Here is a 23,878-nt window from a genome sequence, read left to right as displayed (position 1 = left end):
AGTTCAGCGGCAAATGTTGGTAAAAGAAGGCAATCAGTTATTCGGGCGCAGACGCGCAATTTCGGCGCGCACCAGAATTTCTACAAGCGAAGGCAGGTGAGCATCCAGCCATGTCCGTACCATGGAGCGCACTTCAGTGCGAACCATGTCTTCAATCGTCATGCCGCTGCTTCCGCTCACGACGGTATCAGACGGGATTGATTTTCCGTTACTGGTGAATGCGGTCTGCAGGTCATTGAGCGAGTGCTCTGCAGCAGCAATGGTTTGTGCGCCCATGAGATCATCCTGCAGCGCGGAGTTGCCGTGCTCTGTCTTTGCAGGCGACACCATCATGGATGGTTCAAGGGTCAGTTCGTCATTTTCGATAGCTGACGTCACGAGTGTGCTCTCCACTGTTGTGTTCAAAGTCTTGTCGTCCTTCAGGATCCGACGGATCGAGCTAAGGACGGTGTCGATTGTATCGTCAGCGGAGTCACGCTGCGGCTCCGGAGATGGAGAGGTCATGACGTATGGGGCATCTTGAGCATTACAGGAAAAGCATTAGCGTCCAGGCTGATTGATCGCGTAGTCGCTGGTGCCCCACAGTCTGTTCTTGACCGCATTATAGTAGGCTTTTTCATCGTAGAGCGGGACACCCAGTTTGAGGTCAGATGCCGTCAGTCTTCCGATCGACGCTGCGACCGCATACGAGGAGATGACCAAGTTAGATAGGTGCTGAACCAGTGTCTGCTGGGCCTGCAGGAGTGTCTGCTGCTGCTGGAGAACAGCTAGTGTCGTGCTGGTTCCGACCAGAGCCTGACGTTCTACGCCGTCAAGCGCGATCACGTTGGAAGATATCGCCACCCGGTCACTATTGATGGACTGCTTGAACGCTACCATCTGTTGCCAACTGGACGCTGCTTTCTGGAGTGCAGTGCGACGCTGTACATCCACTTCGCGATGAGCCGCCTGAGCCTGCTGGCGTGCGCCACGAATAGCCGCATATTCAGAGCCGCCCTGATAAATGGGAACCTGAAAAGAGAGCATGCCGTACTTGTTATCCATCAACGTGCGGCTGTAGCCTTGGTTGACAGTATGCTGATAGCTGAGGTCAGCAGAGACTTTTGGCATGATCGCCGAGATTTGCACCGAAATGTTGTCTTTTTGCTGGGCCTCGGTGAAGAGCGCATTAACGACGTCGGGATTGTTCTGCACAGCCGCGGCAACTGCCTCGCGTTCGCTCGAAACTGGTAGTTTAAGTGGCTGTGGGGGCTCAATATTCGGAGCCGCAGAAATGCCTATAATTTGCAGATATGTGGCCTGCGCGCCTTGCAGCGTTCCTTCAGCTTGTTGGCGTTGGGCCGATGCGCTCGCCAGTGCGGCCTGTGCCTGAGCAACGTCGGTTCTCGTTATTTCACCAACCCGAAAGCGTTCTTGTGTCGCTTGAACCTGTTGCTGGAGAACTCGTTCGTTATTAATGGCAAGTTGAAGAAGTTGTTCGTCCTCGACAACGCCTACATAGGCATTGACGACACTGGTAAAAACGCTTTGTTCAGTTGAAATCAGTTTGGCGCGTTCGGCCATGACCTGATTGGTCGCAGCATGGATACCGGCGACTGTTTTTCCGCCTTCGTAAAGCGGTTGGGTAATATTCACTTGCCCGTTGTAGCCGGGAGTTTGATAGGTAGAGCCACTTCCGAGGGAGCCTCCGGAAGCCGCATAATTTGTACGACCGTCGTAGTAGGTCAGATTCATGGACGTCTGAATGGTCGGGTGCCATCCAGCCATTGCCGTCGGCACCTGTTCGTCGGTTGCGCGCAGGTGGGCACGTTCTTCACGAAGCGTGGGGTTGGTCAGATAGGCAGTGGCAAGTGCTTCCTGCAGGGTATGCGGAACGAAGGTTGGGGACCCGCTCCCATCATACTTCTGAGCCAGGGCTGTTCCGCTCAGGAGAAAGCTCAGAAGACCCAGTCCCAAGGGACCGGATAGAGCCTTTGTGCCGTTGCATCCTGAAGTCATGAGATATCCTGCCATCTGAACACTGTATCGCAGCGTTTCGTGAATCAGCCCTTAATAGCCTGATCCCTCCCAGAAGAAAAATCCTCATCGGGACTGAAATATCTCTCTTGACCAAAATGTCCTGAAAGACGATATAGCCCCTGTCTCCTCCGAGGTCCGGTGGCAGAATGGTGATGTAGCGGACTGCAAATCCGCGTATGTGGGTTCGATTCCCGCCCGGACCTCCAGAGAGATTTTCTCCCGCAGAAAATAGCTGTTTTTCCTGATGTTCTAAAAATCAGGGAATTCGATTTTACAGTTCCAGATAAAGCGCATGGCTTTTTTTGATCGGCTGGCCGTGTGTATTGCGCCACGTTAGCCAGCCGTTTTGCTCAGTCTGTCAGGAGTGAGCCTCTGCATACGCTGCGGCTGCCCCAAAGAGACCAGGCTGGGGATGCGTGATAATTTTGACGGGCATTTCGCTCATCATGGTCTCAAATCGCCCTTTTGCGACGAAACGTTCGGCAAAGCCGGATTCACCGAGAATATTCGCCAGGCGCAGTCCAAGGCCACCGGCAATCACAACGGCATGGGCGCCGTGTGCCAGTGCAAGATCACCAGAAACGGCGCCAAGGCTGAGGCAGAAGCGTTCGAGAGCCGCTGCTGCGATTGTGTCGGAACCTTCCATGGCGTTCTGCCAGAGCGTTCTGTTATCGCGTAGTGTGATGGGCAAGCCCTGTTGTTCCGCGATGACTTCATAAAGGTTGGTCAAGCCAGGACCCGAGACGATGCGTTCTGCTGATACGCGCCGGAAACGCTGGCGGAGTGCCTTGAGGATGTTGTCTTCAACCTCGTCAAGTGGCGGGTAGTCCAGGTGGCCCCCCTCGGTCTCCATGACAAAGTATTTTTCTCCGCGGCGCAGCAAACATGCTGCGCCCAGGCCCGTTCCTGGACCGACAATTGTAATTGTTCCCTGAGATGGCAGGTCCACGTCCGGCCCACACAGATGTCTCATATGAGAGGAATCAACCTGTGCTACAGCATGGGCCACGGCACCGAAATCGTTGACCAGAACGAAGTTGTCGAGATGCAGACGGCTGGCAAGCTGCGTCGGATGGATGACCCAAGGGTTGTTGGTCATCTTCAGGATCTCACCCGTGACCGGACAGGCTACGGCAATCCCCGCTTCCTTTGGTAAAGGGCGGTCCAAAGTTCTACCAAAAGCTTCCCAGGCCAGAGCCAGGCTTGCGTGTTCCGCGCATTTCAGGGTGACGGCTTCACCCAGTTCAGCGACGGTTCCGTTTTCGATGCTTGCGATTGCAAAACGGGCATGGGTGCCGCCGATATCGACCGCAACGATTTCCCTCATGACAACTATCCTCTGGCCTGTCTGGCATCTGTTGAATGTGGAAGCAGTCGCCTACCGGCAGCATGCCGTCAAGTTAGTGAGAGGTGGCTTTTCTTAATTTGCAGCACGTTGTCGTACTTCAGCGGAACGCAGCAGGCGATGAACAATTGGCCGCGGCACCAGCATCTCCAGAAGTCGGGCCAGAGCGAAGGGCCATGGAAACAGAAGATGCGCCCGTCCCTGCCCGATGGCGCGCGCGATGAGCCGCGCTGCTTTCGCGGACGACACCAGGAGCGGTCGAGCCCCTTCCAGACGCTGGCTCATGGGTGTGTCGACATATCCCGGAGAGACAAGCGTCACATGAACATTGTGCGGTGTCATGGCGGCATGAAGCGCTGTGCTGAAACGGGCAAGGCCAGCTTTTGAACCGCTATAGGCCGTTGCAACGGGAAGATCATGGAAGGCAGCAACAGAACCGATGAGAGCGATATTTCCGCCACCCCGTGGAGCCATGCGCCGTGCCATTTCGGTGGCCAGGGTCACGGGCGTCGTGAAGTTGACGAGGGAAATGGTTTTTACCTGCTCCGGGAGTTCCGTGAGCTCATTTTCCGGGCGGATGTCTCCCAGCCCGGCACCGAGAATAAGAATATCGATCGGGTTGACATCGTCGGTCTCGCGCAAGGCGATAAGGGCTGCATCCGTGTCACACAGATCCAGAGCGAGGGTTTCCGTCGTGGCGCCGTGGCGTTGGGCCTGCGCTGCGACCTTATCCAGTCGCTCTTGGTTGCGTCCCCATAGAACAAGATGTGTTCCTGCCCGCGCATAGTGAAGTGCGAGTGCCTCACCGATGCCGCTGGAGGCTCCGGTGATCAGAATTCGTGACTGAGGGCCGCGTCTGGAAAGCGGAAAGGTTGCCATGGGAGAGATATCCACGTTGAAAGTCATGGTCGGATTGGTAATGGGAGGGTATAGCCTTCCGGTGCGAAAAAATGCGACCCTGTGCTGTTAAGGCATATTACTCCATTAGCTCTGAAAAATTTTTCAACCAGAGGTGCAAGGCCCGACCCTATGACATCGCCCGCTCCGCAAGATGATCTAGTAGTCCGTCCGGTTACGACGCGGGCACATTTGAAGCTCTTTATTACCCTGCCCCGCCGTATTTACGCTGGAATGCCCGGGTTTGTTCCACCACTGGACATGGAACAGAACGACCTTCTGAACCCCAAGAAAGCTGCCATTTTCCGTCATGCCAGCATTCGCTATTTTCTGGCTTGGCGTGGTGACACCCCTGTCGGGCGTATTGCTGCGATTGTTGATCATCGTGCGATTGAATTCTGGGGTGAGAAAACAGGGTCTTTTGGCGCACTGGACGCTGTGCCGGAGGCGTCTGTTGTTGCAGCCCTCCTGAGTGCTGCCCGTCACTGGCTTCGCCTTCAGGGCATGGATCGCGTGCGTGGTCCGGTTACGCTGAGCGGGAATGGTGAATCCGGGCTCATGATCGAGGGGCAGGATCAGCCACTCATGATTGCGATGCCCTGGCACCCCAAACTGCTGGGACAGTTGGTCGAAGGCGCGGGCTACGAACGAAGCGAAGACCTTCTGAGCTACCGTTTCGATCTGACGGAAGAAAACAGGGCCAATTTTCGCGTTCCGGGTGATCTGAAAATCGGGGAAGGTCGTCTCGGATCCATTTCCGTGACGCGTCTTTCCAAGAAGCAGATCGCAGCGCAAGGTGAAGTCCTGCGGACGCTCTACAACGATGCCTGGAGTGGAAAGTACAATTTCGTGCCTTTGCAGGACTACGAAATGAAGGCGATGATCAATCAGCTCAAGCCGCTGCTGAGACCTGAGCACTATGTTCAGATTGATCAGGATGGTGAGCCGGTGGCTATGGCTCTGGTTGTTCCCAATCTCTACGATATCGCTGGCGATCTCGGTGGTGATCCTACGCCGCTCGGTTGGGTCAAGCTCGCTGCGCGTCTGGGACTGCATCGCTTTCATTCTGCGCGTGTTATTCTGCTGGGCGTCACGCGCAAGCTTCAGGGCACGATGCTGGGCTCCCTCCTGCCCTCTTTGGCGATTTCGGAGCTGCTGCGTCGCGGGCGCTCTCTACCCTATTCCTGGGTAGAGCTTGGGTGGATTCAGGAATCTGATACGAGAATGAAGAATTTGGCGGAAGCTGTAGTTCCGCACCCTTACAAGCGTTATCGCCTGTACGAACGCTCAGTCCAGGATTGAGCTTTGAAAGGGGTGCCAGCTTTAGAAGTGCTGCCACCCTTTTTTTTGTATTTCCATAAGCTGTCCCTCAGCATTTAGAACGTGAACTCCGGCTCCTGAGCGGATGGCCCCGATACGAGTGACGGGCACGTTTCTTTGAGAGCACGTCTGAACCAACACGCTCTCGTTTTCAGGGGCACAGGTTAAAAGAAGCTCGTAATCATCGCCGCCTGTGAGACGTTGTTCGAGCCATTGTGACCCGAGGGCGTTGGCGGCCGAGGAGGCCGGAACTGTGTCTGCCAGAATATCTATGGCCACCTCCGACTCTGTCGCGATATGACCGCAGTCCTGTATCAGGCCATCGGAAATATCCATCGCTGCATGCACAAGCCCATTCAGGTTCAAACCCGTTCGTGGGCGGGGCAAACGGTATCGCTCTGACAGGAAACCTGTTGGATCAGAAATTTTTCCTTGGAGGGCTAATAGGCCAAGCGCCGCATCACCGATTGTTCCGGTAACCCACAGGCTGTCACCGTCTTTGGCTCCATTCCGGCGAAGAGCAGTGCCTTTTTTCAGCCGTCCAAAAACTGTTGCTGACAGAACAAGTGGGCCCGCCGTCGAGGTTGTGTCTCCCCCGAGCAGCGTTACGCCATAAAGCGTCTGATCCTCCGCCAGGCCCGCAGCGAACGCACTGAACCATGCATCATCATAGTGAGATGCGTGCGGGATGGTGACGTTTAGGGTGTAGGCATAGGGCTCTGCGCCCATGGCGGCGAGATCTGAGAGATTGCAGCGGAGAAGCTTGCGCCCCACTGTTTCAGGGGGATCATCCGTCAGGAAATGGACGTTTTCTGCCATCGTGTCGGTAGAGATGGCCATCTCCTGCCCCGAAGGACAAGAGATCAGCGCGCAGTCGTCTCGAAGGTCGAGACTTTCCGGGCCAGCGAGCTGCCGGAAATGTCGGGCGATGAAACTGAATTCGCCCGACATGCTTCAGGTGTTGCTTTCGTTGCGTCGGCTGACGGCATCAAGAATGCCATTCACCATTTTTGGCTCGTCTCCGAAGAAAAAGCCGTGCGCAACGTCCATATATTCATTGATCACGATGCGGTCGGGCGTATCGGTATCAGCGATTTCGAATGTTGCAGCCCGGAGCAGTCCGCGAAGAACGGGATCGAGGCGCGTCATTGGCCACTGCTCGGGAAGCAGATCGCTTAACGTGTGGTCGATCTTGTCCTGATCGAGCGTTACGCCACGAACAATTTCCTGCATCAGAGTCAGGTCGGCATCAGGAATGTGGCCGTCTTCGAAGGATGCTGTCGGGCTGACGCGGCGGTGACGGAGAAACTGGCCGAGAACGGTCTCCGCATTGTCGCCGGACTGTTCGCACTGGAACAGGGCCTGAACGGCTGCAACACGGGCGATTGTCCGGCTGCGGCGCGTCGGTCGGCTGTTGGGCGCGTCTGATGCGGTCATGGGGTCTCCTGGGGGTCGTTCTTTCCGGGAGACGCATCTGCGTCCCCGGTTATGGGGTTCATGTCGGCGAGGATCTTCGAGAAAGCCTCGACCTCGCGGAAGTCGCGATAAACGCTGGCGAAGCGGACATAAGCCACACCGTCCACCTCGCGCAATGCGTCCATCGCAAGTTCGCCGATACGATGTGAAGAAATATCCTGCTCTCCTGACGCTTCAAGCTGCCGGACAAGCCCGTTGACCAGGCGTTCCTGCCGCTCTTCTTCAACGGGGCGTTTGCGCAAAGCGACGCGGATCGAACGGCTGAGCTTGTCCCGATCGAAGGGGACACGCCGACCATCTGCCTTGATAACGTTCAACTCACGAAGCTGGACGCGCTCTACGGTTGTGAAGCGCTGTGTGCAGACCGAGCAGACGCGCCGACGTCGGATAGCGGTCCCGTCTTCACTGGACCGGCTGTCCTTTACCTGAGTGTCGTCGTGTCCGCAGAAAGGGCAACGCATGAACAGTCCTGATCGTTCGGGCCTTGTCGGGGCCAGGAAAATAGGAGCAGTTTACCGGATCATCCGTTCTGGCCCAAATGGGCCTGTCCGTTACCGGGAGACTATCGTTGAAACGGGTATCTGCGGCTTTTGCTGTCTTGTTATCGCTCTCTGCTGTTTCTGCTCTTGCGCAGGAAACTGGCGCTCTGCCAGTTGCACAGCATAATCGCCAAAAAATTGTCGTTCTGGATGGAACACTTGCCCCTTCGAAGCATGACGACACTCGGGCCAATGCGTATTTTACGATTCGCAATGACGATGACAGTGATCATCTGTTGAAGGGCATCACGTCATCGGCCTGCTCCACCATCACGGCGCATCACACGAACCAGGAGCAGACGCAGGCCACGAATGATCTGTTTTCGCATCTGGCCCTGCCCCATAACTCAGACATGATATTTCCGGTTTCCGGTTATCATCTGCTGTGCGGTGGTGTGCAGCAGGGTCTTCAGATCGGACAGAAAGTACCGTTTACCTTCGAGTTCCTCGATGGTGACAGCATAACGATCGGTTTTACGGTCGAAGCGGCCAAATAAACTGATTTGGAGATCTCAGGCCATGATAGTGGCTGAGATCTCCTTGATAACGGCCAGAACCGATTCGCCGTACCGGTCGAGTTTCGAGGCCCCGACCCCTTTGATACTGCCAAGTTCCTGATGGCTGACGGGGTGTTCTCTTGCGATGTCCCGAAGAACCGAGTCGTGGAAAATGACGTAGGGGGGAATTTCCTGCTCCCGCGCTTCTGAAAGGCGCCATTGCCGCAGGGCATCGAAAACGGATTTTTCTTCTGCGGAAAGATTGTCGTTTTCCGGATTGGTGGTCGGAGACCGAGCAATAAGGCTCTGCTTGGCGTCCAGTCGCAAAGAGACCCTTTCTTCTCCACGAAGAATTGGCCGCGCAATCTCGCTCTGAAGCGCAAGGCTTCCATGTTCGCCGTGCGTCCGGATTGCACCACGCGCGATGAGCTGTCTGACCACGGCACGCCACCAGTTCTCGGTCTGATCCTTCCCGATGCCGAACACTGAAAGGTGCTGATAGGCGTGACGTTCGATGGTTTCGTTGGTTTTGCCGCGTAAGACGTTGGTGAGCTGGACCGCGCCGAGGCGTTGCCCTGTGCGATAAATGGCTGACAAAACTTTTTGTGCGGCCTCGGTGCCATCGAATGTGGACACGGGATTGATGCAGTTATCGCAATGGCCACAGGGAGAGGACAGATTTTCTCCAAAGCACGCCAGAAGCGCTTGTGTGCGGCAGCCTGTGGTTTCCGTGAGAGCAATCATGCTCTCCAGACGAGACTGCATGACGCGCTTTTCGTTGTCAGGCGCGCTTGACTGCTCCAGCCAGTGTCGCGCGCGAGCCATATCCTCACCGCCATAAAGCAGGAGCGTGTCAGACTTCTCACCATCACGCCCTGCCCGTCCAATCTGCTGGTAATAGGCTTCCGGAGAGGATGGCATGTCCAGATGCACAACACAGCGGACGTCCGGGCGATCAATGCCCATTCCGAACGCTACTGTGGCAACAATGACCATGTCCTCGCCAGATCGGAACCGCATGAGGGTTGCGCGTTTTTCAATGGGAGAGAGACCTGCGTGAAACGGAAGCGCAGTCAGGCCTTTGCCCCGCAGCATTGTCGCTACACGTTCGGTCTTGTTACGGCTTCCACAGTAGACGATGGCAGCACCGCTCCGATGGCTTTCCAGTGCCTCGGTCAGCTGCTTGCTTTCGCCTCCCTTTGGGCGGGCTTCCATGAAAAGATTAGGCCTGTGAAAGCTCGCCATGAGGACGCGCGCATCGGGCATCCCGAGAACATTCAGGATATCGTCGCGTGTTCGCGGGTCAGCCGTTGCCGTCAGGGCAATACGGGGGACGTTCGGGAAAAGTTCAGGAAGCGACGCGAGGGCTCGATATTCCGGTCGGAATTCGTGTCCCCATGCAGAAACGCAGTGAGCCTCATCAATCGCGATCAGGGAAATACGGCGCTTGGAGAGAAAGTTGCTGGTCGCGGGCTGTAAAAGCCGTTCCGGCGAAATGTACAGGATGTCGATCTGATTATTGCGAAGATCCTGATGCAGGATGTCACGCTCTTCAGCATCCAACTCGGAATGAAGGGCTGCGGCACGGATGCCGAGCTGCCTCAGGCCGGCTACCTGATCGTCCATCAGGGCGATCAGAGGGGAAATAACGAGACCCATGCCGTCCCGACATAATGCGGGAACCTGATAGCAGAGGCTCTTTCCTCCACCGGTGGGCATGAGGACGAGAACGTCTTCGCCCTGCATGACAGTTTCAACGGCCTCTCCCTGGAGACCGCGAAATCCTGGAAACCCGAACACGTCTGCGAGGACCTGTTCGGGAGATTGGCCCGGTTTGGCCGCAGGGTGGTTTTGTCCCTCCGTCACTCCGGGCTCCGGCTCAAAGACCCGGTGTGATTGTGATGGAGACGCGACGCAATGCAACATGGGATGCGTCAATGGTAGCCTCTGGTTCTGGCTTGATCTCGATTTTCGCACCATTCACGCCGTCATTGGCAAGCTGTGTTGCAACGGCCTGCGCACGGCTGTCAGCAAGTTCCTTAAGAACGGCCGGATCACCGTTCATGCCAGCCGAACCGGAAACGCGGATGCTCTGAGCGTGCTCATTGCGTGCTGCCGTAGCCGCTTTTGTGACAACAGCCTGAGCAACCGGGCTCAGTGAAACGGAATCACGGTCGAAAAAAACAACGTAGCTGTCGCGTGTCGGCTGGTCGGCACAACCGGCCAGAGCGGCGGTCAGGACGAAAGCCGGAGCCGCAATACGGATGGAAGAAAGGATACGAACCATGGCGTTACGTCCTGAGAGAAAGAATTGAGGCTCCTAGGTGCCTTGTCGGCAGAGTCTGGTCAACCTGCGCTTGAAACTACCTGTCCGTTCTCAAGGCGCCAGATGCGATCCAGCCTTTCAACGCCTGTCAGGCGATGAGCAATCAGCAGAACGCTGCGGCCTTCTGCAACGTTGTTCAGGGTCTCCAGGAACGCCTTCTCGGTATCTGCATCGAGGCCTGTTGCTGGTTCATCGAGGATCAGGATCGGGGCGTCTGACAGCAGGACACGGGCGAGTGCTATGCGCCGTCCCTGCCCGCCGGAGAGTTTCGATCCGCTTTCACCAATCCATGTATCCAGACCTTCAGGAAGGCTATGCACCAGATCCGCGACTTTCGCCTGATCGAGAGCATTCCAGAGTGCGGCTTCTGGAATGTCGGTGCGACCGAGAAGAAGGTTATTGCGGATCGTATCATCAAAAAGGTGGCTGGACTGCGAGAGCCACGCGACCTGAGAGCGCAATGCGTCGTTGTTCAAATTGGCAATATTTTCGCCACCCAGACGAATTTCTCCGTCTTCAGGCGCAACAACTTTCAGGATCAGCGCTGCGAGACTAGATTTTCCAGCACCCGATGGGCCAATCAGCGCCGCACGTTCGCCCTGCCGAAGAGAGAGGGTGAGATCACGAAAAACTGGTTCCCGATTCGGGGTCCATCGAAAGGTTACCCTATCGACTTTGATGTCTCGTCCAGATGGAAGCGGCGTTGTTCCCTCGGCGACTGTCGGGGACTTCTCGGCCACTTCCATGATGCGTTCAGCAGCGTACGAGACCTGGCCGTATAACAAGCCGGCACGAGAGAGGCCCGTAACGCCTTCCAAAGCGGTGATGGCAACAAAGAGTGCTGCGACGCCAGCAACTGCTGCGGCCTGCTGGAAAATCAGACCTGCGACTGCGCAGAGAATGATAGCGATACCTGTCTTGGCGACCAGGCCAGCCACAAGATTTGTCAGCGCCATGCGGATGGCCTGTCTGCGCTGGGCAGAGAACAGGGCTTCCTGACGTTCAGTTACCGCGTTTGCAAGGACGTGTTCGGCGCCAAAAGCGCGAGCCTCACGGAGACCTGACGTCAGATCAAGAGCTGCTACGCGCAAATCGGCCGCAGCGTGAAGAATGTCCGGGCCGAAACGCCGTGACACTCGGGTTGCCACCCAAGGCATGGCGAAAGCGAGAACCGCAAATAGAGCGGTTGTGAGCAAGCCGGGGAGTGTTCCAGCTTTAAACCAGACAAACGCGGCAACAGGCAGCGTCAGAACAGCGGACGCCATCGGGACCAGAATGCGCAGGTAGAGATTGTCGAGCGTCTGGACATCCGAGACCAAACGAGACAGGAGATCTCCAGAGCGTTGGAAGCCAAGGCCTGCTGCTGCGCCTTTTGCGAGACAGCGATAAAACCACACACGCAGGTCTGACAGGGCGCGGAACATCGCATCATGCGTATAGAGGCGTTCCAGATATCGCAGGACGATCTGGGAGGCACCGGCTGCCTGTAACAGCATCGACCCAGCAGCAACCCCTACGGCAGCCGCCGCAACGCGACTACCGGCCTGCCCCATGAGAGCCAGACTGGAACATACAGCCAGTTCTGCAATGACGATGCCTGTGATCAGGCGGCCGTAATGTGGCTTCCAGACGCGGATAATACGCGAGAGAGCCGTGCTGTTCTCTGGGCGCTGCGATTGAAGAGAAGCGCTCATGCTGCTTGCTCCGTATAGGAGATAACGCGACCTTTGCTGAGAACAAGGTGGCGACCATGGAACTTCTGGGCTTGCGCAGAATGAGTGCAGAGGACGACCGTTCGCCCCTCAGCCAGACGATGAAGGCTCGTCAGGATGTCTGCCTCTGTCGCCGGGTCCAGATGTGATGTGGGTTCATCCAGAAGCAGAAGTGGCGCGTTCTTGAGGAAGGCTCTGGCAATCGCAATGCGCTGGGCCTGCCCGCCTGAAAGACCAAACCCGCCTTCTCCGATCCGCGTTTCCACGCCTTCGGGAAGATGCGGGATATAGCTATCCATTGCCGCGTGAGAAATGGCTGACTGCAACTCCTGGTCGGAAGCCTCGGGTTTAGCGAAAAGAATGTTCTCGCGAATTGTTCCTGCAAAAAGGACCGGTTTCTGCCCGATCCAGCTAATGCGGGATGAAATCTGTCGTGGCGTCAGGGTGGCCATGTTTGTGCCATCCAGAAGGATGCGGCCCTGTGTCGGGTCTACAAAACCCAGAAGAAGTTCGAGAAGTGTGGACTTGCCTGCGCCCGAGGGCCCTTCCAGGATCAATGTCTCGCCGGCCGGGAGCGTGAAGCTCACGTTTTCGATCACGGGACCACGTTCTTCGTTCCAGGAAAACGACAGGTTTTCAGCAGTCACGGTGAGGCCACGGCCATTCTGTACAGTAGCAAGTGCGGGCGTTGACGACAGTTCTTCAGGAAGGTCAGCCAACTCGTGCATAGCCTCCGCGGCTGCCGTCGCATGCGCGCGATCCTGATAAGCCGCAGACAAGGCACGGAAAGACGCGAATGCTTCTGGTACAAGAAGAATGGCGTAAAGGGCGCGTGTCAGAGCAATTTCAGGCGTCGCGCTACTAAGATTATGGCTCTGGGTGATGACGATCAACATCAGCGCTACGACCATGGCGATATCTGTGGTGGCGGATGCAATAAAGGCAATACGCAGGACCTTCATGGTCCGTAGGCGGAGATCATCAGCACTTGCTGCCAGCGCCTGGGCTTCACGCTCCGTGCTGCCAGACAGGACAATCGTGGCAATTCCCTTAACGCGGTCCAGAAAGCGCGTCTGCAGACGTGTCATCGCCAGAAACTGACGGCGGGATGCAACGGCAGTGGCGATCCCGAAGAATGCCTGGAAGACCGGAAGGGACGCGCAGCAGATTGCGAGGATGATGCCTGCACGATGGTTCTGCCAGAAGACAGCCGCAACAACGATCCATTGTGAGATGAGCCACAGCGCAGATGCCGGGAGCCAGCGTGCGAAATACCCATCCAGCGCTTCCACGCGATCCACAAGGGTGGAGGCGATTGCCGAGCTGTGTTGCCGACGCAGAAGCGCAGGACCTTCGCCAATAATACGGGCCATGATTTCAGAGCGAAGTCGGCGGCGGGCTGAAAGACTTGCGGACGATGCTCTGATGTCCTGCACTGCCGTCAGGCCTACGCGGATCACGCTCACGGCAATGAACATTCCGATAGCCGGAGGCGCGTTGCCCGGATGTCCGGTCAGAATGGCGGCAAGTGTCCGGGCCAGAGCCCATGCCTGCAGAAGACCCAGGAGAGTCGAGAGCAGTCCGAGGATCACTATAACGGAGGTCAGGGAACGGCTGGCACGCCCCTGAGCTTTTATCCACGCTTTTGCGATTGTCTTGTCGGCCTTCATGATCCCTGCATATAGGTCGCAAAGTCGCCACAAGACAGTCTTTGACGCATTTCTTGCTGCTTATTTAGATTTTAAGTGGTTATTTCAGGAGTCGGACGGGCTGCCGGAGCCTGCGGACGATGGCGACTCTTCGCTGTGGATTGCTTTGTGAGCAATCGCGACAGCTGTCGGAGAGGGATCCGCAGGTACGAACTTCATGTTGTACCATGTGCCATCTTCATTCGAGATCAGAAGATCCGCGTTGATCTGGCGGGCAAATCCACGGATCAACTGAATGCCGATTCCTTCTCGCCTGTTGCGTGACTCCGTAGCACGTGAGGCTTCAAGTCCGATTCCGTCATCCCCAAGCTCGAACGCCACTAATCCCGTTTTATCGGCGGGAGGATTTTGGACGCGATGAAGGGAAATACGAATGATACCGGATCGATTTTCCGGAAAGGCATAACGAAGGGCGTTGCTGACGACTTCGGTGACAATCAACGCAACTGGCACGGCCTGATCTGGCGAGATCAGGACGTGTTCGATGTCCAGCTCCAGCCTGATCCGTGTTTGAGTATTCATGCTGTGGGCCGAAAAGAGAATTGAACAGAGCTCTTCCAGAAAGCTCTGAACATCCAGAGCGGACAAACCATTTTCAGAATATAGATAGCGATGCAGTGTCGCGAGTGCGCGGACCCGGTCTCGTACCAGTCGAAATTCCTCTCGCGCTTCATGAGAGCGAATACGGCTGGCCTGAAGATTCAGCAGTGATGCAATGACCTGAAGATTGTTCTTAACCCGGTGATGAATTTCCCGGATGAGCATGTCCTGATGGTGTGCGGATTTCTCCAAGGCCTGCTCATGGCGTGTCAATCGGCGCGTTGCTCTAAGAAAGGCGCGCTCCAGGTGTCGAATTTCCAGCGGGATAGAGCGGTTAATTCTTGGATCGAAGGGCGCCCCTCGCCTCCAGTCCGCTACTGCCAGAGCAAGCCTTTCCAATGGCTCGACAAGAAAGGTTCGGGCAGCCCAGGCTACGATGAGCAACTCCAGAACCAGAAGAGTGGCAATCAGACTTACGCGAATCAAAAAGATATTAAGGGCACGGTTCTCTTCACGGGTGCGCTCAGTGGCAACCAGTAGGCTTACTGGGCCATAGGCGTTCTGCAGCACATAAGTTGTGCCTTGGGACGTGAACGAGTCATGCAAGGCATGATTGGTAAGATCTCTTTTGAGGCGATCATGAACAGCAGGAGGCAGCGTGGGAATGTAAGGGTGATCCGGGAAGAGCGAAAAAATCGACCCATCTCCCATCATGAGAAGATGTCTCGCGTTGTCATTTACACCGAGGAGTAGTCTCCCATCCCCGACAGGCAGATGACTACGCTGCCAACCAAGCGTTCGTACCGCGATAATGTATCCTGCTATCGTTCCCTGGCTCATCAGGGGAACGACGAATCTTACCAGAGGGCCACGTCCCCCTTTGATAACATCCACGCCGATATTAGGGCGTTCAGCATTTTGGGCCAGCGTTGTGAGAAGTTGACCTGAAGGACAGATTGCGGGGTCTTGAGAAGACGGCGGGGGGAGCACAACAGAGGGGTGCCCCTGCGCGTCTGTCAGCATCAGGGAACAATAGTGATGCTGTGAAATCGTTTGGACCAGGCCAAATTCTCGGAGTGCGGTTTCTGCGGTTATATCGCGGTCGGCCAGCATATCCAGAACGCTGTGCGTCTGATCCAGATCGCTTGACAGTTCAGAGAGCGCAGCCTGGGCATCGCGTTCGGTTCTGGCCAAAGCGTTGCCAACGTTTTCCTGATAGCTATGCCAAGCCAACAGGCCTGCGATTGTCGCAAGCGGAAGCGTTGTCGCAACAATCAGGGCCATTACACGGGCCCCGACCGTATCGAACATACGCACACTGCGAAAAACCATTTTGCGATAAGGAATGACGGAACCCTTTATGACCTGCCACCCAGGATCTCAGGCCGGGCTTCCTGTGCAATCACTTTTTCCGGTCTTCTTCGATCAGCTTTAAAAGCTCTTCAGGAATAGGTTCGCTCGCAACATCGTCAAAGAGCTGATGCAGTCCACGACTCAGCCAGATACCAAAAGGAGAATCCTGATCATCCCCTTTGGATTTTCCGGATGAGGATTGGGACTTGTCTCCTCCGGTCATTGTCTAGTCCTGAGCCTCTCTGTGACAACGCAGAATAATCGCCTCTGCTCCCTGCAGACTGTCGCTTTGGCCAACCGCTCTGTGAGAGTTGCGTAGCCAAGCGACAGTAAAGAACTGTTTACAAAAACGGTACACTTACCGCAATCGCTTCAATTCCGAAATGGGCGAAATACCAACGTTCCCACGAGGCAAAGAGTTCATCACTGCTTATGAGAAAAGGAGATCGTCAGCAGACTGTCCAGCGCGATGACGGACATCGATCGCGTCACGTAGCGCCTTCACCTTAACGCGCAGCTTATCGTTGCTTGGCATATCGCCAGTCATCCAGGCTTCCAGCTGACGACGGGCACGGAAAACGCGGCTCTTAGCTGTACCGACAGCGCAATCTGTTGCCTCGGCCAGAGCTTCGTAGCTCATGCCCTGAATAACAACCATGACAAGGGCTTCCCGCTGGTCGGCTGGCAGGCGGGAAAGAGCCAATGACAGGTCTTTCAGAGCGAGCCGGTCTTCATGGGTTGCCGGGCTGGCAAAGGTTGAAGCTGGCACATCATCAATGTCGGTCGTCTCGCGACGCTTGCGCAGGTCGGAAATAAAGCGGTTGCGCAGGATGCGATGCATCCATGCTGAGAAGTTTGTGCCGGGAATAAAGCTGTTCTGAGCGGCCAGAGCGTTGCACACGGCGTCCTGAACAAGGTCCTCCGCAGCAGCGCGGTTGCGCGTGAGGGACAGAGCCTGCACACGCAGCTTCGGTAGGATTGCAATAACCTGATCATGGAACGTCATGGGAAATACTCCTGGTTTCGTCCTGTTTCATGGGATCAATGAATAGGGTTCCAAGATCGTTGCATCCCGATGTAAGTTTTTTTTCGAATTTCTGGAAAAATAATAATTTTCAACAGGTTAATGGGTGGATTCTTGAGGAGTTTGCCCGTCCGCCAGAATAGAAAGCTGGCTTCGCGCTCTTGAAACCCGCGCTTTCATGGTTCCTGGAGGGACATTACAGATGCAGGCGGCCTCGTCATAAGAGAGTTCCTGTGCGCCTACGAGGATAATGGCTTCCCGCAACAGATCCGGAAGTCTCCAGATCAGTTCTCCGAGATCCGTTACGGCATCTCGGGCACTTTGCATGGAGGGGATTTCGGACGACAGGGGCATGTCCATTTCGACGTTCTGCATGATCTCCTGTTCACGAGAAGATCGTCTACGCTGCTCGTAAAAGGCATTTCTCTGAATCGTGAACAGCCAAGCTTTGAGCGTAGTTCCTGCCTGGAACTGTGTTTGCGCAGCGAGTGCGCGAACAACTGTGTCCTGCACGAGATCGTCTGCTGCGACAGCATCACGTGTCAGGAACCGTGCGAAACCACGGAGGTCTGGCAACGTCTTCAGGAGTTCCTGATGAAAGGAAACGCCTCTTTTCTCCTGTGGAGCCGTTTCAGGCTCGGAAACAGGTGCCGTCAGAGGGGTATCCTTTCAGGAAAATGAAAGCTGCAAGTGCAGACAGACACTAGGCGTATCCGGTCGCTCGTGTCATGATTATTCAATCGCCACAAACGGATAGTCCTTCATAAGGTTTCCGCGCGGCTGTCTAATATCAAGAGGCTGAGGATCCATGGCTGACACGTCACGTCACGAACTCATTGCGGCGGTACCGTATGCTCGCCGTTTTGCCCGTGCCCTGGCTGGAGATCAGGCACAGGGAGACCAGTTGGTAGCCAGTGCGCTGAAGGATTTTCTTGCGGAAGAAAAATCTGATCTCCCTCCCCGGCTGGCACTGTATGGCAAGCTTGTGCAGGCGTTCTCAGAGCGGAACGCCGATCGCCCGGACATGACCCTTGTTCAGAGAGCCCTGATGCTTCTGACCTCTCTTGAAGAGCAGTCCCTGGCTTCTGCGGCACGGGCGCTTTCAATTTCTGAAGAAGATGCTGCGGCAAATCTGGCTGTGGCTCGACAGGCTCTTCAGGGCATTGCGCAGACGACGGTGCTTATCATTGAAGATGAGCCGATCATTGCCATGGATATTCAGGATCTGGTCGAGCGCTGTGGCCATAAAATCGCGGGTGTTGCGTACACGGAGGCTGACGCCGTGAAGCTGGCTGCCGAGACGAAGCCGGGGCTTATTCTGGCCGATATCAATCTCGGCGGTGGCGGTGACGGAATGCATGCGGTCGGGCGTATTCTGAAAACACATGAAACGCCTGTTATTTTTGTAACCGCCTATCCGGAGCGTTTGCTGACCGGAGAAGCGCATGAGCCCTCCTTCGTTATTACGAAACCATTCGAGCCGATGGCGCTGGCTGTAGCGACCTATCAGGCCGTAACGGGTGGCATAAAATCCGTCTGAGAGAAAATCCGTCTTTGGTGCCTTGCGGGCAAACGTTCCCTGCGACACATAGGGGATATGTCGGCACCCATTCTTCTTCTTCAGAATATTACTTACACTCTTGGCGGACGCCCGCTCCTTGATGGCGCCGAGCTCGGCGTTCTTCCAGGCGAACGCATCTGCCTTGTGGGGCGGAATGGCTCCGGTAAGTCTACACTCCTCAAAATAGCGGCTGGCGACATTGTTGCTGACGACGGGACCCGGTTTGTACAGCCGGGCGTCAAGGTGCATTACCTTGCGCAGGAGCCTGATCTGACGGCCTACTCCTCCACCTTCGATTATGTCGCAGATGGACTGGATGAGACGGAGCACTATCGGGCCCGATCCATGCTCGCTGAACTTGGCATGACGGGTGACGAAGGGTGCGAGCGGCTATCTGGCGGCGAGGTTCGCCGCTGCGCCCTCGCCCGCGCCTTGGCTGCGGAGCCAGATCTTCTGCTGCTGGACGAGCCGACAAACCATCTGGATCTTCCGACGATTACCTGGCTGGAAAAAGAGCTGGCCGCATCGCGCTGCGCCATGATTGTCATCAGCCATGATCGACGTCTCCTTGAGACGCTATCCCGGAGTGTGGTGTGGCTTGAGCAGGGCAAGACGCGGCGTCTGGACCAAGGCTTTTCGCGCTATGAGACTTGGCGGGACGAAGTGCTGGAGCAGGAAGAACGTGATGCTCACAAGCTGGATCGTCAGATCGCTCGGGAAGAGGACTGGATGCGTTATGGCGTGACAGCACGCCGGAAGCGCAACGTCCGCCGCGTCGCTGAACTGGCGTCCTTGAGGAACAACCGCCGAGAAATCTCCGCGCGCGGCACCAGCACGCTGCGCATGTCTGCGACGGAAGCAGATGGCGGCGGCAAGATTACGATCGGTACGGAAAGCCTGGGATGGGCGTATGGGGATCGCACGATTGTAAAAAATCTCGATCTCAAGATTCTGCGCGGAGACCGTTTGGGGTTGGTTGGCGCCAATGGTGCAGGAAAGACCACGCTGATCCGTCTTCTGACTGGTCGCATGCCCCCGCAGGAAGGATCTGTTTATATCGGACCTTCTGTTGCGATGGTGACGCTGGATCAGCAGCGTGAAAGTCTGGACCCGACCAAAAGCCTTTCTGACACGCTTACAGGCGGCAGTGGGGATATGGTTCAGGTCGGGAATGAGAAGCGTCACGTTATCGGATATATGAAGGACTTCATGTTCCGGCCGGAACAGGCACGTACGCCTGTTGGAAAACTATCTGGTGGTGAGCGGGGGCGTCTTGCTCTTGCGTGCGCGCTTGCCAAGCCATCCAGCTTGATGGTGCTCGATGAGCCTACCAATGACCTTGATCTGGAAACGTTGGATCTGTTGCAGGAAATGCTGGCGGACTATGCGGGGACCGTTCTTCTGGTCAGCCACGATCGTGATTTTCTTGATCGTGTAGCGGGCTCTGTTCTCGTATCCGAGGGCGAGGGACAGTGGATCGAGTACGCCGGCGGCTACTCGGACATGCTGGTTCAGAGGCGCGGTGAAGCTCCTGCCGAGCGTTATTCAGAAGATCGAGGTGAGAATGACCTTGTATCGAAAAATACTGTAAAATCAGAAAAGAAGCAGACGAAGCTTAGCTATAATGACAAGCGGACCCTTGACCTTCTTCCCGGAAAAATGACTAAGCTGGAAAAGGCTATTGTCACGTATCGCGAGGCATTGTCTGACCCCGTGCTGTACAGCAAGGACCCAGCAAAATTCACCAAGATCAGTGATGCGCTTCAGGCGGCAGAGCGTGAATTGACTGACGCCGAAGAGCAATGGCTTGAACTTGAAGCCAAAAAAGAAGGGCTGGAAAGTCAGTAAAAAATAAGGTTCTCAGGCCTTATCTGCTACCGGGATAAGGCCTGAGAGCTCCATGGCCTTACGAGACGCATGGATGCTTTCGGTGACGCGGATTGCCGCATCGAGCGCTCGGATTCCAGCTTGGGCATCAACCAGCACTGGTGCGCCGTTAAGGCATGATTCAGCAAAAGCTTCGTGCTCTACGGCAAGGTTGTCGTGGTCATGCCAGCTGATGGCTTCGCGTTTGAAGCCTCCGGTTCCCGGTAGAGGGAGACCGCGTTCTCTGTTAATGAAGCTGAGTTTGCGCTCCATGAAGTCCGCTGACAGGTAGCCTTCCTGTGAGAAAAGTCTCATACGGCGTTCTGTTTTAAGGGAAATTCTGCTCGCTGTGATTGTGGCGACGCATCCGTTCTCAAATCGGACCCGCGCATTCGCAATGTCTTCGTGTTCGCTTGAAACGGCTGCGCCAATGGCATCGATGTCTGTGATCGGGCTGTCTACGATTGCAAGAACCAGATCCAGGTCATGGATCATCAGGTCCAGAATGACAGACACATCTGTCCCTCTCGGCTTGAAAGGCGCGATGCGTGTGGCTTCGATATAGAGCGGCTTGTCGATGCGCTCTGTGATTGCTCTGTGCTCTGCGGAGTAGCGCAGCAGATGGCCCACCTGAAGAACTTTGCCCGTCTGGGATGCAAGATCCGCCAGATTGCGAGCTTCCTCCAAAGTGGCTGCGATCGGCTTTTCAACGAGAACATGACGGTCCGCGTTAAGGGCTTTGCTGGCAAGTCGGAAATGATGCTCGGCTGGAGCCGCAATGATCAAAGCCTCGACCGAATTTAGCAGGGCCTCGTAAGTTTCTGCAACGGCACAACGTGCCTCACGAGCAACTGTAGCGGCGCGAGCCGGGTCAGGGTCGAAAAGCGCCACCAGATTTTCAGCCGGATTTGCGGCTGATTTGAGGGCGTGAAATCGCCCGAAGTGACCGGCACCGACGATGCCGACCCGAAGCTGTCGCCGAGTGTTCATGAGTGACAGGATTACCAGTCCATCACGGCTTCGCAAAGCCGTCAGGGGCGGAATGTTGGTGAAAGGTTGCATCGGCATTGCGGAAGCGGCATGGTCCCGCGCAAGAAACTCGAACCGTCCAAACCCGCCGAGGACATCTCGACCCGTTATGATGTATTATAGCCGGCTCAGACTGCTGGGCGTCGCAGGCATCTGCCTGATCGGCCTCCTGTTCTGTCTGCCCAATTTCATGCGTGCCCCCACGCAGTCCCTGCCCTGGCGGCAGATCCACCTTGGCCTTGATCTCCGTGGTGGTTCATATCTGCTGCTGCAGCTCGACCTGAAGTCCCTGGAGCATGACCGTCTGCAGTCCTTGCAGGATCAGGCACGTCAGACCCTTCTGGACAAATCTCTCGGTTACCGTGACTTCCAAAAGGATGATCAGACCGCCAGCCTGAGCTTTGAGCCACGCTCAGATGCGGAGCGCGCTGTTGCTCTGAAGACAATGCAGGATCTTCCTGTCGTTGTGCCTGATGAATTTCATGTCACTGAGGCCAACGGTCGCATCGTGCTTACGCTTCAGCATGATGCCATGTTGGCGCGTGCCCGGGACGCTGTTGCTCAGTCCATTGAGATCGTTCGCCGCCGTATTGATGCCACGGGTGCCATTGATCCAAGCATTGCCCGTGAGGGCGATGACCGGATCGTGGTGGAACTGCCTGGTGTCAGTGATCCCGAGCGGATCAAGACTCTTCTGGGAACAACTGCCCGTCTGACCTTCCGGCTGCTGGCGCCAAACCCAAGTGTTGCCAGCCCCGGTTCGGCGATGCTGGAAGACATCAGCACTCATTCTCAGGTTGCCGTACAGGATCATGTAGATGTTGACGGCACGGATCTGACGAACGCAGGTGCGGTGATCGATCAGCAGAGCGGTGGCTGGGCCGTGACGTTCCAACTCAATAGCGCTGGTGCAACGGCTTTTGCCAATACGACCCGCGCTAATGTGGGTAAGCGGTTTGCGATCGTGCTTGATAACAAGGTTATCGAAGCGCCGAACATTATTAATCCGATTACGGCAGGGAGTGGTCAGATCACAGGTGGCTTTGATGCCCACAGTGCGTCCGATCTTGCGCTTCTGCTGCGTGCTGGTGCTCTGCCCGCTCCATTGGCTGTTATTGAGCAGCGCACGATTGGTCCGAGCCTGGGCGCTGCGTCCATCCACGCTGGCATTCTCAGCCTTGCGGCTGGATTTGTCCTGGTCGTGGTGTTCATGGTGCTCTTCTACGGTCGCTTTGGCCTGTATGCGGATATTGCGCTGTTCGCCAACTTGATCCTGATGGTAGCGATCCTGTCTCTTTTCCAGGCGACGCTAACGTTGCCAGGTATGGCGGGTATGCTGCTGACGCTTGGTATGGCTGTGGATGCCAACATCCTCATCAATGAGCGTATCCGTGAGGAAGTGAAGCGCGGGCGTGCGCCGCTTCAAGCGCTGCAAGCTGGCTTCGAGCGCGCAACCAGCACAATCGTTGACAGTAATGCGACGGCTTTCTTGGCCCATGTCATGCTGTTCGTGTTCGGCACGGGTCCCGTGCGGAACTTCGCCCTGACGATTACCATCGGCATCGTGACCACTCTCTTCACGACCCTGCTGCTGTCACGCTTCCTTGTCGTGCGGTGGTATGCCCTTGCCCGTCCCAAAGAACTGCCGGTCTGAACGTCATGCTGTCACGTCCCCTTCTCCGTTTTGTCCGTGACGATCGGCGCATCAACTTCATGCGCGGCCGTCATATGGGGCTTATCGTTTCGGCGGTTCTCTCCMTTGCTTCTGTCATCCTGTTTTTCGAGCCGGGCCTGAAACTCGGCCTCGATTTCCGGGGTGGCATCATCGTCGAAGCCCAGACGCCGGGAGCCGCAGATTTTGGTAAGCTGCGCTCTGCTTTGGAAAAGGCCGGCATTCATCCAGATGCTGTTCAGGCCTTCGGTTCTCCGCGGGATGTCCGCATCTCAATCAATGCGCCGGAAGGTGCGGATCGTGAAGCGCAGACACAGAAGCTTGTTGATGGCGTAAAGACCGCCATCTCAGCGGCTGAACCCGGTACGCAGGTTCTGCGGGCTGATGCTGTGGGTGCTTCGGTATCTTCCGAGCTTTTCCGGGATGGCCTGTTGGCGCTCGGTTTCAGTCTGGCCATGATTCTGGCTTACATCTGGATCCGCTTTGAGCGTGAGTTCGCCATTAGTGCTGTGGTGACACTTATTCTGGATTTGACGAAAACCGTGGGCTTCCTCGCCATTACGCGTTTTGAGTTTGATCTGGTGATGGTTGCCGCATTGCTGACGATCCTCGGATATTCCACCAATGACAAGGTGGTTGTTTATGATCGTATCCGTGAGAATCTTCGCAAATACCGTACGATGCCGCTGCGGGAGCTTCTGGATCTCTCCATTAATGAGACCCTGAATCGTACGCTCGGCACCTCCATGACCGTCTTTCTGGCGGCCCTGCCGCTTGCTTTGTTTGGTGGCAGCACGCTGACCGGGTTCGCAACGGTCATGCTATTCGGTATCGTTGTTGGAACATCGTCTTCCATCTTCATCGCTGCTCCCCTGCTGCTTTTGATGGGTGAAAAGCGACTTCGGAAAACTCCTTCTTCCGATACGGAATGACGCTCTGAAGACTTTATCAGGCACAAAAAAACCGGCTCAGTCAGAGCCGGTTTTTTTGTGC

Annotated in this window: 22 protein-coding genes and 1 tRNA gene; 7 read left to right on the top strand and 16 right to left on the bottom strand. The window is 56.0% G+C overall.

The window, feature by feature from the left end:
- Positions 1–33 precede the first annotated feature (33 nt).
- Positions 34–504: a DUF2497 domain-containing protein gene (locus KP708_RS09160; protein ID WP_215750902.1), complete on the bottom strand. Its 471-nt coding sequence runs from the start codon at positions 502–504 to the stop codon at positions 34–36.
- A gap of 36 nt (positions 505–540) precedes the next feature.
- Positions 541–1,998: a TolC family outer membrane protein gene (locus tag KP708_RS09155; RefSeq protein ID WP_202207416.1), complete on the bottom strand. Its 1,458-nt coding sequence runs from the start codon at positions 1,996–1,998 to the stop codon at positions 541–543.
- 153 nt (positions 1,999–2,151) lie between these two features.
- On the opposite strand from KP708_RS09155, the gene KP708_RS09150 reads away from it, so the two are divergent.
- Positions 2,152–2,225 (top strand) — tRNA-Cys (locus KP708_RS09150).
- Positions 2,226–2,377: 152 nt separating this feature from the next.
- Here KP708_RS09150 and glk read toward each other — a convergent pair.
- Entirely contained in the window at positions 2,378–3,346 is a 969-nt protein-coding gene (gene glk / locus KP708_RS09145; protein ID WP_202207417.1) for a glucokinase, read from the bottom strand.
- 93 nt (positions 3,347–3,439) lie between these two features.
- A complete protein-coding gene (locus KP708_RS09140) occupies positions 3,440–4,243 on the bottom strand; it encodes an SDR family oxidoreductase (RefSeq protein WP_215750903.1) in 804 nt (267 codons plus the stop codon).
- 150 nt (positions 4,244–4,393) lie between these two features.
- Here KP708_RS09140 and KP708_RS09135 point away from each other — a divergent pair, with 150 nt between their 5' ends.
- Positions 4,394–5,563, top strand: a complete 1,170-nt coding sequence (locus tag KP708_RS09135) for a hypothetical protein (RefSeq protein WP_215750904.1) — start codon at positions 4,394–4,396, stop codon at positions 5,561–5,563.
- Positions 5,564–5,584: 21 nt separating this feature from the next.
- Here the strand turns inward: KP708_RS09135 and thiL are convergent, their stop codons facing one another.
- From thiL to nrdR, 3 genes are read right to left on the bottom strand one after another with little or no spacing between them, the layout of a single operon-like run.
- On the bottom strand, positions 5,585–6,532 hold the full coding sequence (gene thiL / locus KP708_RS09130; RefSeq protein ID WP_215750905.1) for a thiamine-phosphate kinase: 948 nt from the start codon (positions 6,530–6,532) through the stop codon (positions 5,585–5,587).
- A gap of 3 nt (positions 6,533–6,535) precedes the next feature.
- Positions 6,536–7,018 (bottom strand): transcription antitermination factor NusB, encoded by a 483-nt coding sequence (gene nusB / locus KP708_RS09125; protein ID WP_046901521.1) that lies wholly within the window; start codon positions 7,016–7,018, stop codon positions 6,536–6,538.
- Positions 7,015–7,518, bottom strand: a complete 504-nt coding sequence (gene nrdR / locus KP708_RS09120; protein WP_215750906.1) for a transcriptional regulator NrdR — start codon at positions 7,516–7,518, stop codon at positions 7,015–7,017. The genes nusB and nrdR overlap by 4 nt, the downstream gene beginning before the upstream one ends.
- Positions 7,519–7,625: 107 nt before the next feature.
- Here nrdR and KP708_RS09115 point away from each other — a divergent pair, with 107 nt between their 5' ends.
- Positions 7,626–8,093 carry a copper chaperone PCu(A)C gene (locus KP708_RS09115; RefSeq protein WP_215750907.1) on the top strand — a complete coding sequence of 156 codons (468 nt, stop codon included), beginning with the start codon at positions 7,626–7,628 and terminating at the stop codon, positions 8,091–8,093.
- Positions 8,094–8,108: 15 nt separating this feature from the next.
- Here the strand turns inward: KP708_RS09115 and recQ are convergent, their stop codons facing one another.
- The 8 genes from recQ to KP708_RS09075 form a co-directional block, all read right to left on the bottom strand.
- Positions 8,109–10,019, bottom strand: coding sequence for a DNA helicase RecQ (recQ, locus tag KP708_RS09110; protein ID WP_215750908.1), 1,911 nt, complete (start codon positions 10,017–10,019; stop codon positions 8,109–8,111).
- Positions 9,973–10,380, bottom strand: a complete 408-nt coding sequence (locus KP708_RS09105) for an OmpA family protein (RefSeq protein WP_202207423.1) — start codon at positions 10,378–10,380, stop codon at positions 9,973–9,975. The genes recQ and KP708_RS09105 overlap by 47 nt, the downstream gene beginning before the upstream one ends.
- Before the next feature lie 59 nt (positions 10,381–10,439).
- Positions 10,440–12,113, bottom strand: coding sequence for a thiol reductant ABC exporter subunit CydC (gene cydC, locus KP708_RS09100; protein ID WP_215750909.1), 1,674 nt, complete (start codon positions 12,111–12,113; stop codon positions 10,440–10,442).
- Positions 12,110–13,801, bottom strand: coding sequence for a thiol reductant ABC exporter subunit CydD (cydD, locus tag KP708_RS09095; RefSeq protein WP_215750910.1), 1,692 nt, complete (start codon positions 13,799–13,801; stop codon positions 12,110–12,112). Before cydD ends, cydC begins: the two co-directional genes overlap by 4 nt.
- Before the next feature lie 84 nt (positions 13,802–13,885).
- Complete coding sequence (locus tag KP708_RS09090; RefSeq protein ID WP_252347501.1) at positions 13,886–15,691, bottom strand: sensor histidine kinase; 1,806 nt, start codon at positions 15,689–15,691, stop codon at positions 13,886–13,888.
- A gap of 91 nt (positions 15,692–15,782) precedes the next feature.
- Positions 15,783–15,956, bottom strand: a complete 174-nt coding sequence (locus KP708_RS09085; RefSeq protein WP_160298815.1) for a NepR family anti-sigma factor — start codon at positions 15,954–15,956, stop codon at positions 15,783–15,785.
- 207 nt (positions 15,957–16,163) lie between these two features.
- Positions 16,164–16,739 carry a sigma-70 family RNA polymerase sigma factor gene (locus KP708_RS09080; RefSeq protein WP_046901528.1) on the bottom strand — a complete coding sequence of 192 codons (576 nt, stop codon included), beginning with the start codon at positions 16,737–16,739 and terminating at the stop codon, positions 16,164–16,166.
- A 117-nt stretch (positions 16,740–16,856) separates the two neighbouring features.
- Positions 16,857–17,342 (bottom strand): sigma-70 family RNA polymerase sigma factor, encoded by a 486-nt coding sequence (locus tag KP708_RS09075; RefSeq protein ID WP_256445262.1) that lies wholly within the window; start codon positions 17,340–17,342, stop codon positions 16,857–16,859.
- Between the two features lie 223 nt (positions 17,343–17,565).
- Here KP708_RS09075 and KP708_RS09070 point away from each other — a divergent pair, with 223 nt between their 5' ends.
- Positions 17,566–18,297: a response regulator gene (locus tag KP708_RS09070; RefSeq protein WP_202207428.1), complete on the top strand. Its 732-nt coding sequence runs from the start codon at positions 17,566–17,568 to the stop codon at positions 18,295–18,297.
- Between the two features lie 57 nt (positions 18,298–18,354).
- Entirely contained in the window at positions 18,355–20,166 is a 1,812-nt protein-coding gene (locus KP708_RS09065; protein WP_215750912.1) for an ABC-F family ATP-binding cassette domain-containing protein, read from the top strand.
- 12 nt (positions 20,167–20,178) lie between these two features.
- Here the strand turns inward: KP708_RS09065 and KP708_RS09060 are convergent, their stop codons facing one another.
- Positions 20,179–21,174 (bottom strand): Gfo/Idh/MocA family protein, encoded by a 996-nt coding sequence (locus KP708_RS09060; RefSeq protein WP_215750943.1) that lies wholly within the window; start codon positions 21,172–21,174, stop codon positions 20,179–20,181.
- 151 nt (positions 21,175–21,325) lie between these two features.
- Here KP708_RS09060 and secD point away from each other — a divergent pair, with 151 nt between their 5' ends.
- Together secD and secF are read left to right on the top strand one after the other, a co-directional pair.
- Positions 21,326–22,867, top strand: a complete 1,542-nt coding sequence (secD, locus tag KP708_RS09055) for a protein translocase subunit SecD (RefSeq protein ID WP_064273473.1) — start codon at positions 21,326–21,328, stop codon at positions 22,865–22,867.
- 5 nt (positions 22,868–22,872) lie between these two features.
- Positions 22,873–23,817, top strand: a complete 945-nt coding sequence (gene secF, locus KP708_RS09050) for a protein translocase subunit SecF (protein ID WP_215757167.1) — start codon at positions 22,873–22,875, stop codon at positions 23,815–23,817.
- The last annotated feature ends 61 nt before the right edge of the window (positions 23,818–23,878 follow it).

The sequence above is a fragment of the Gluconobacter sp. P5H9_a genome (assembly GCF_018812085.1).
Classification (GTDB): domain Bacteria; phylum Pseudomonadota; class Alphaproteobacteria; order Acetobacterales; family Acetobacteraceae; genus Gluconobacter.
Note: the sequence above shows the minus strand (reverse complement) of the source record. Positions and strands in the feature narration are given on the sequence as shown.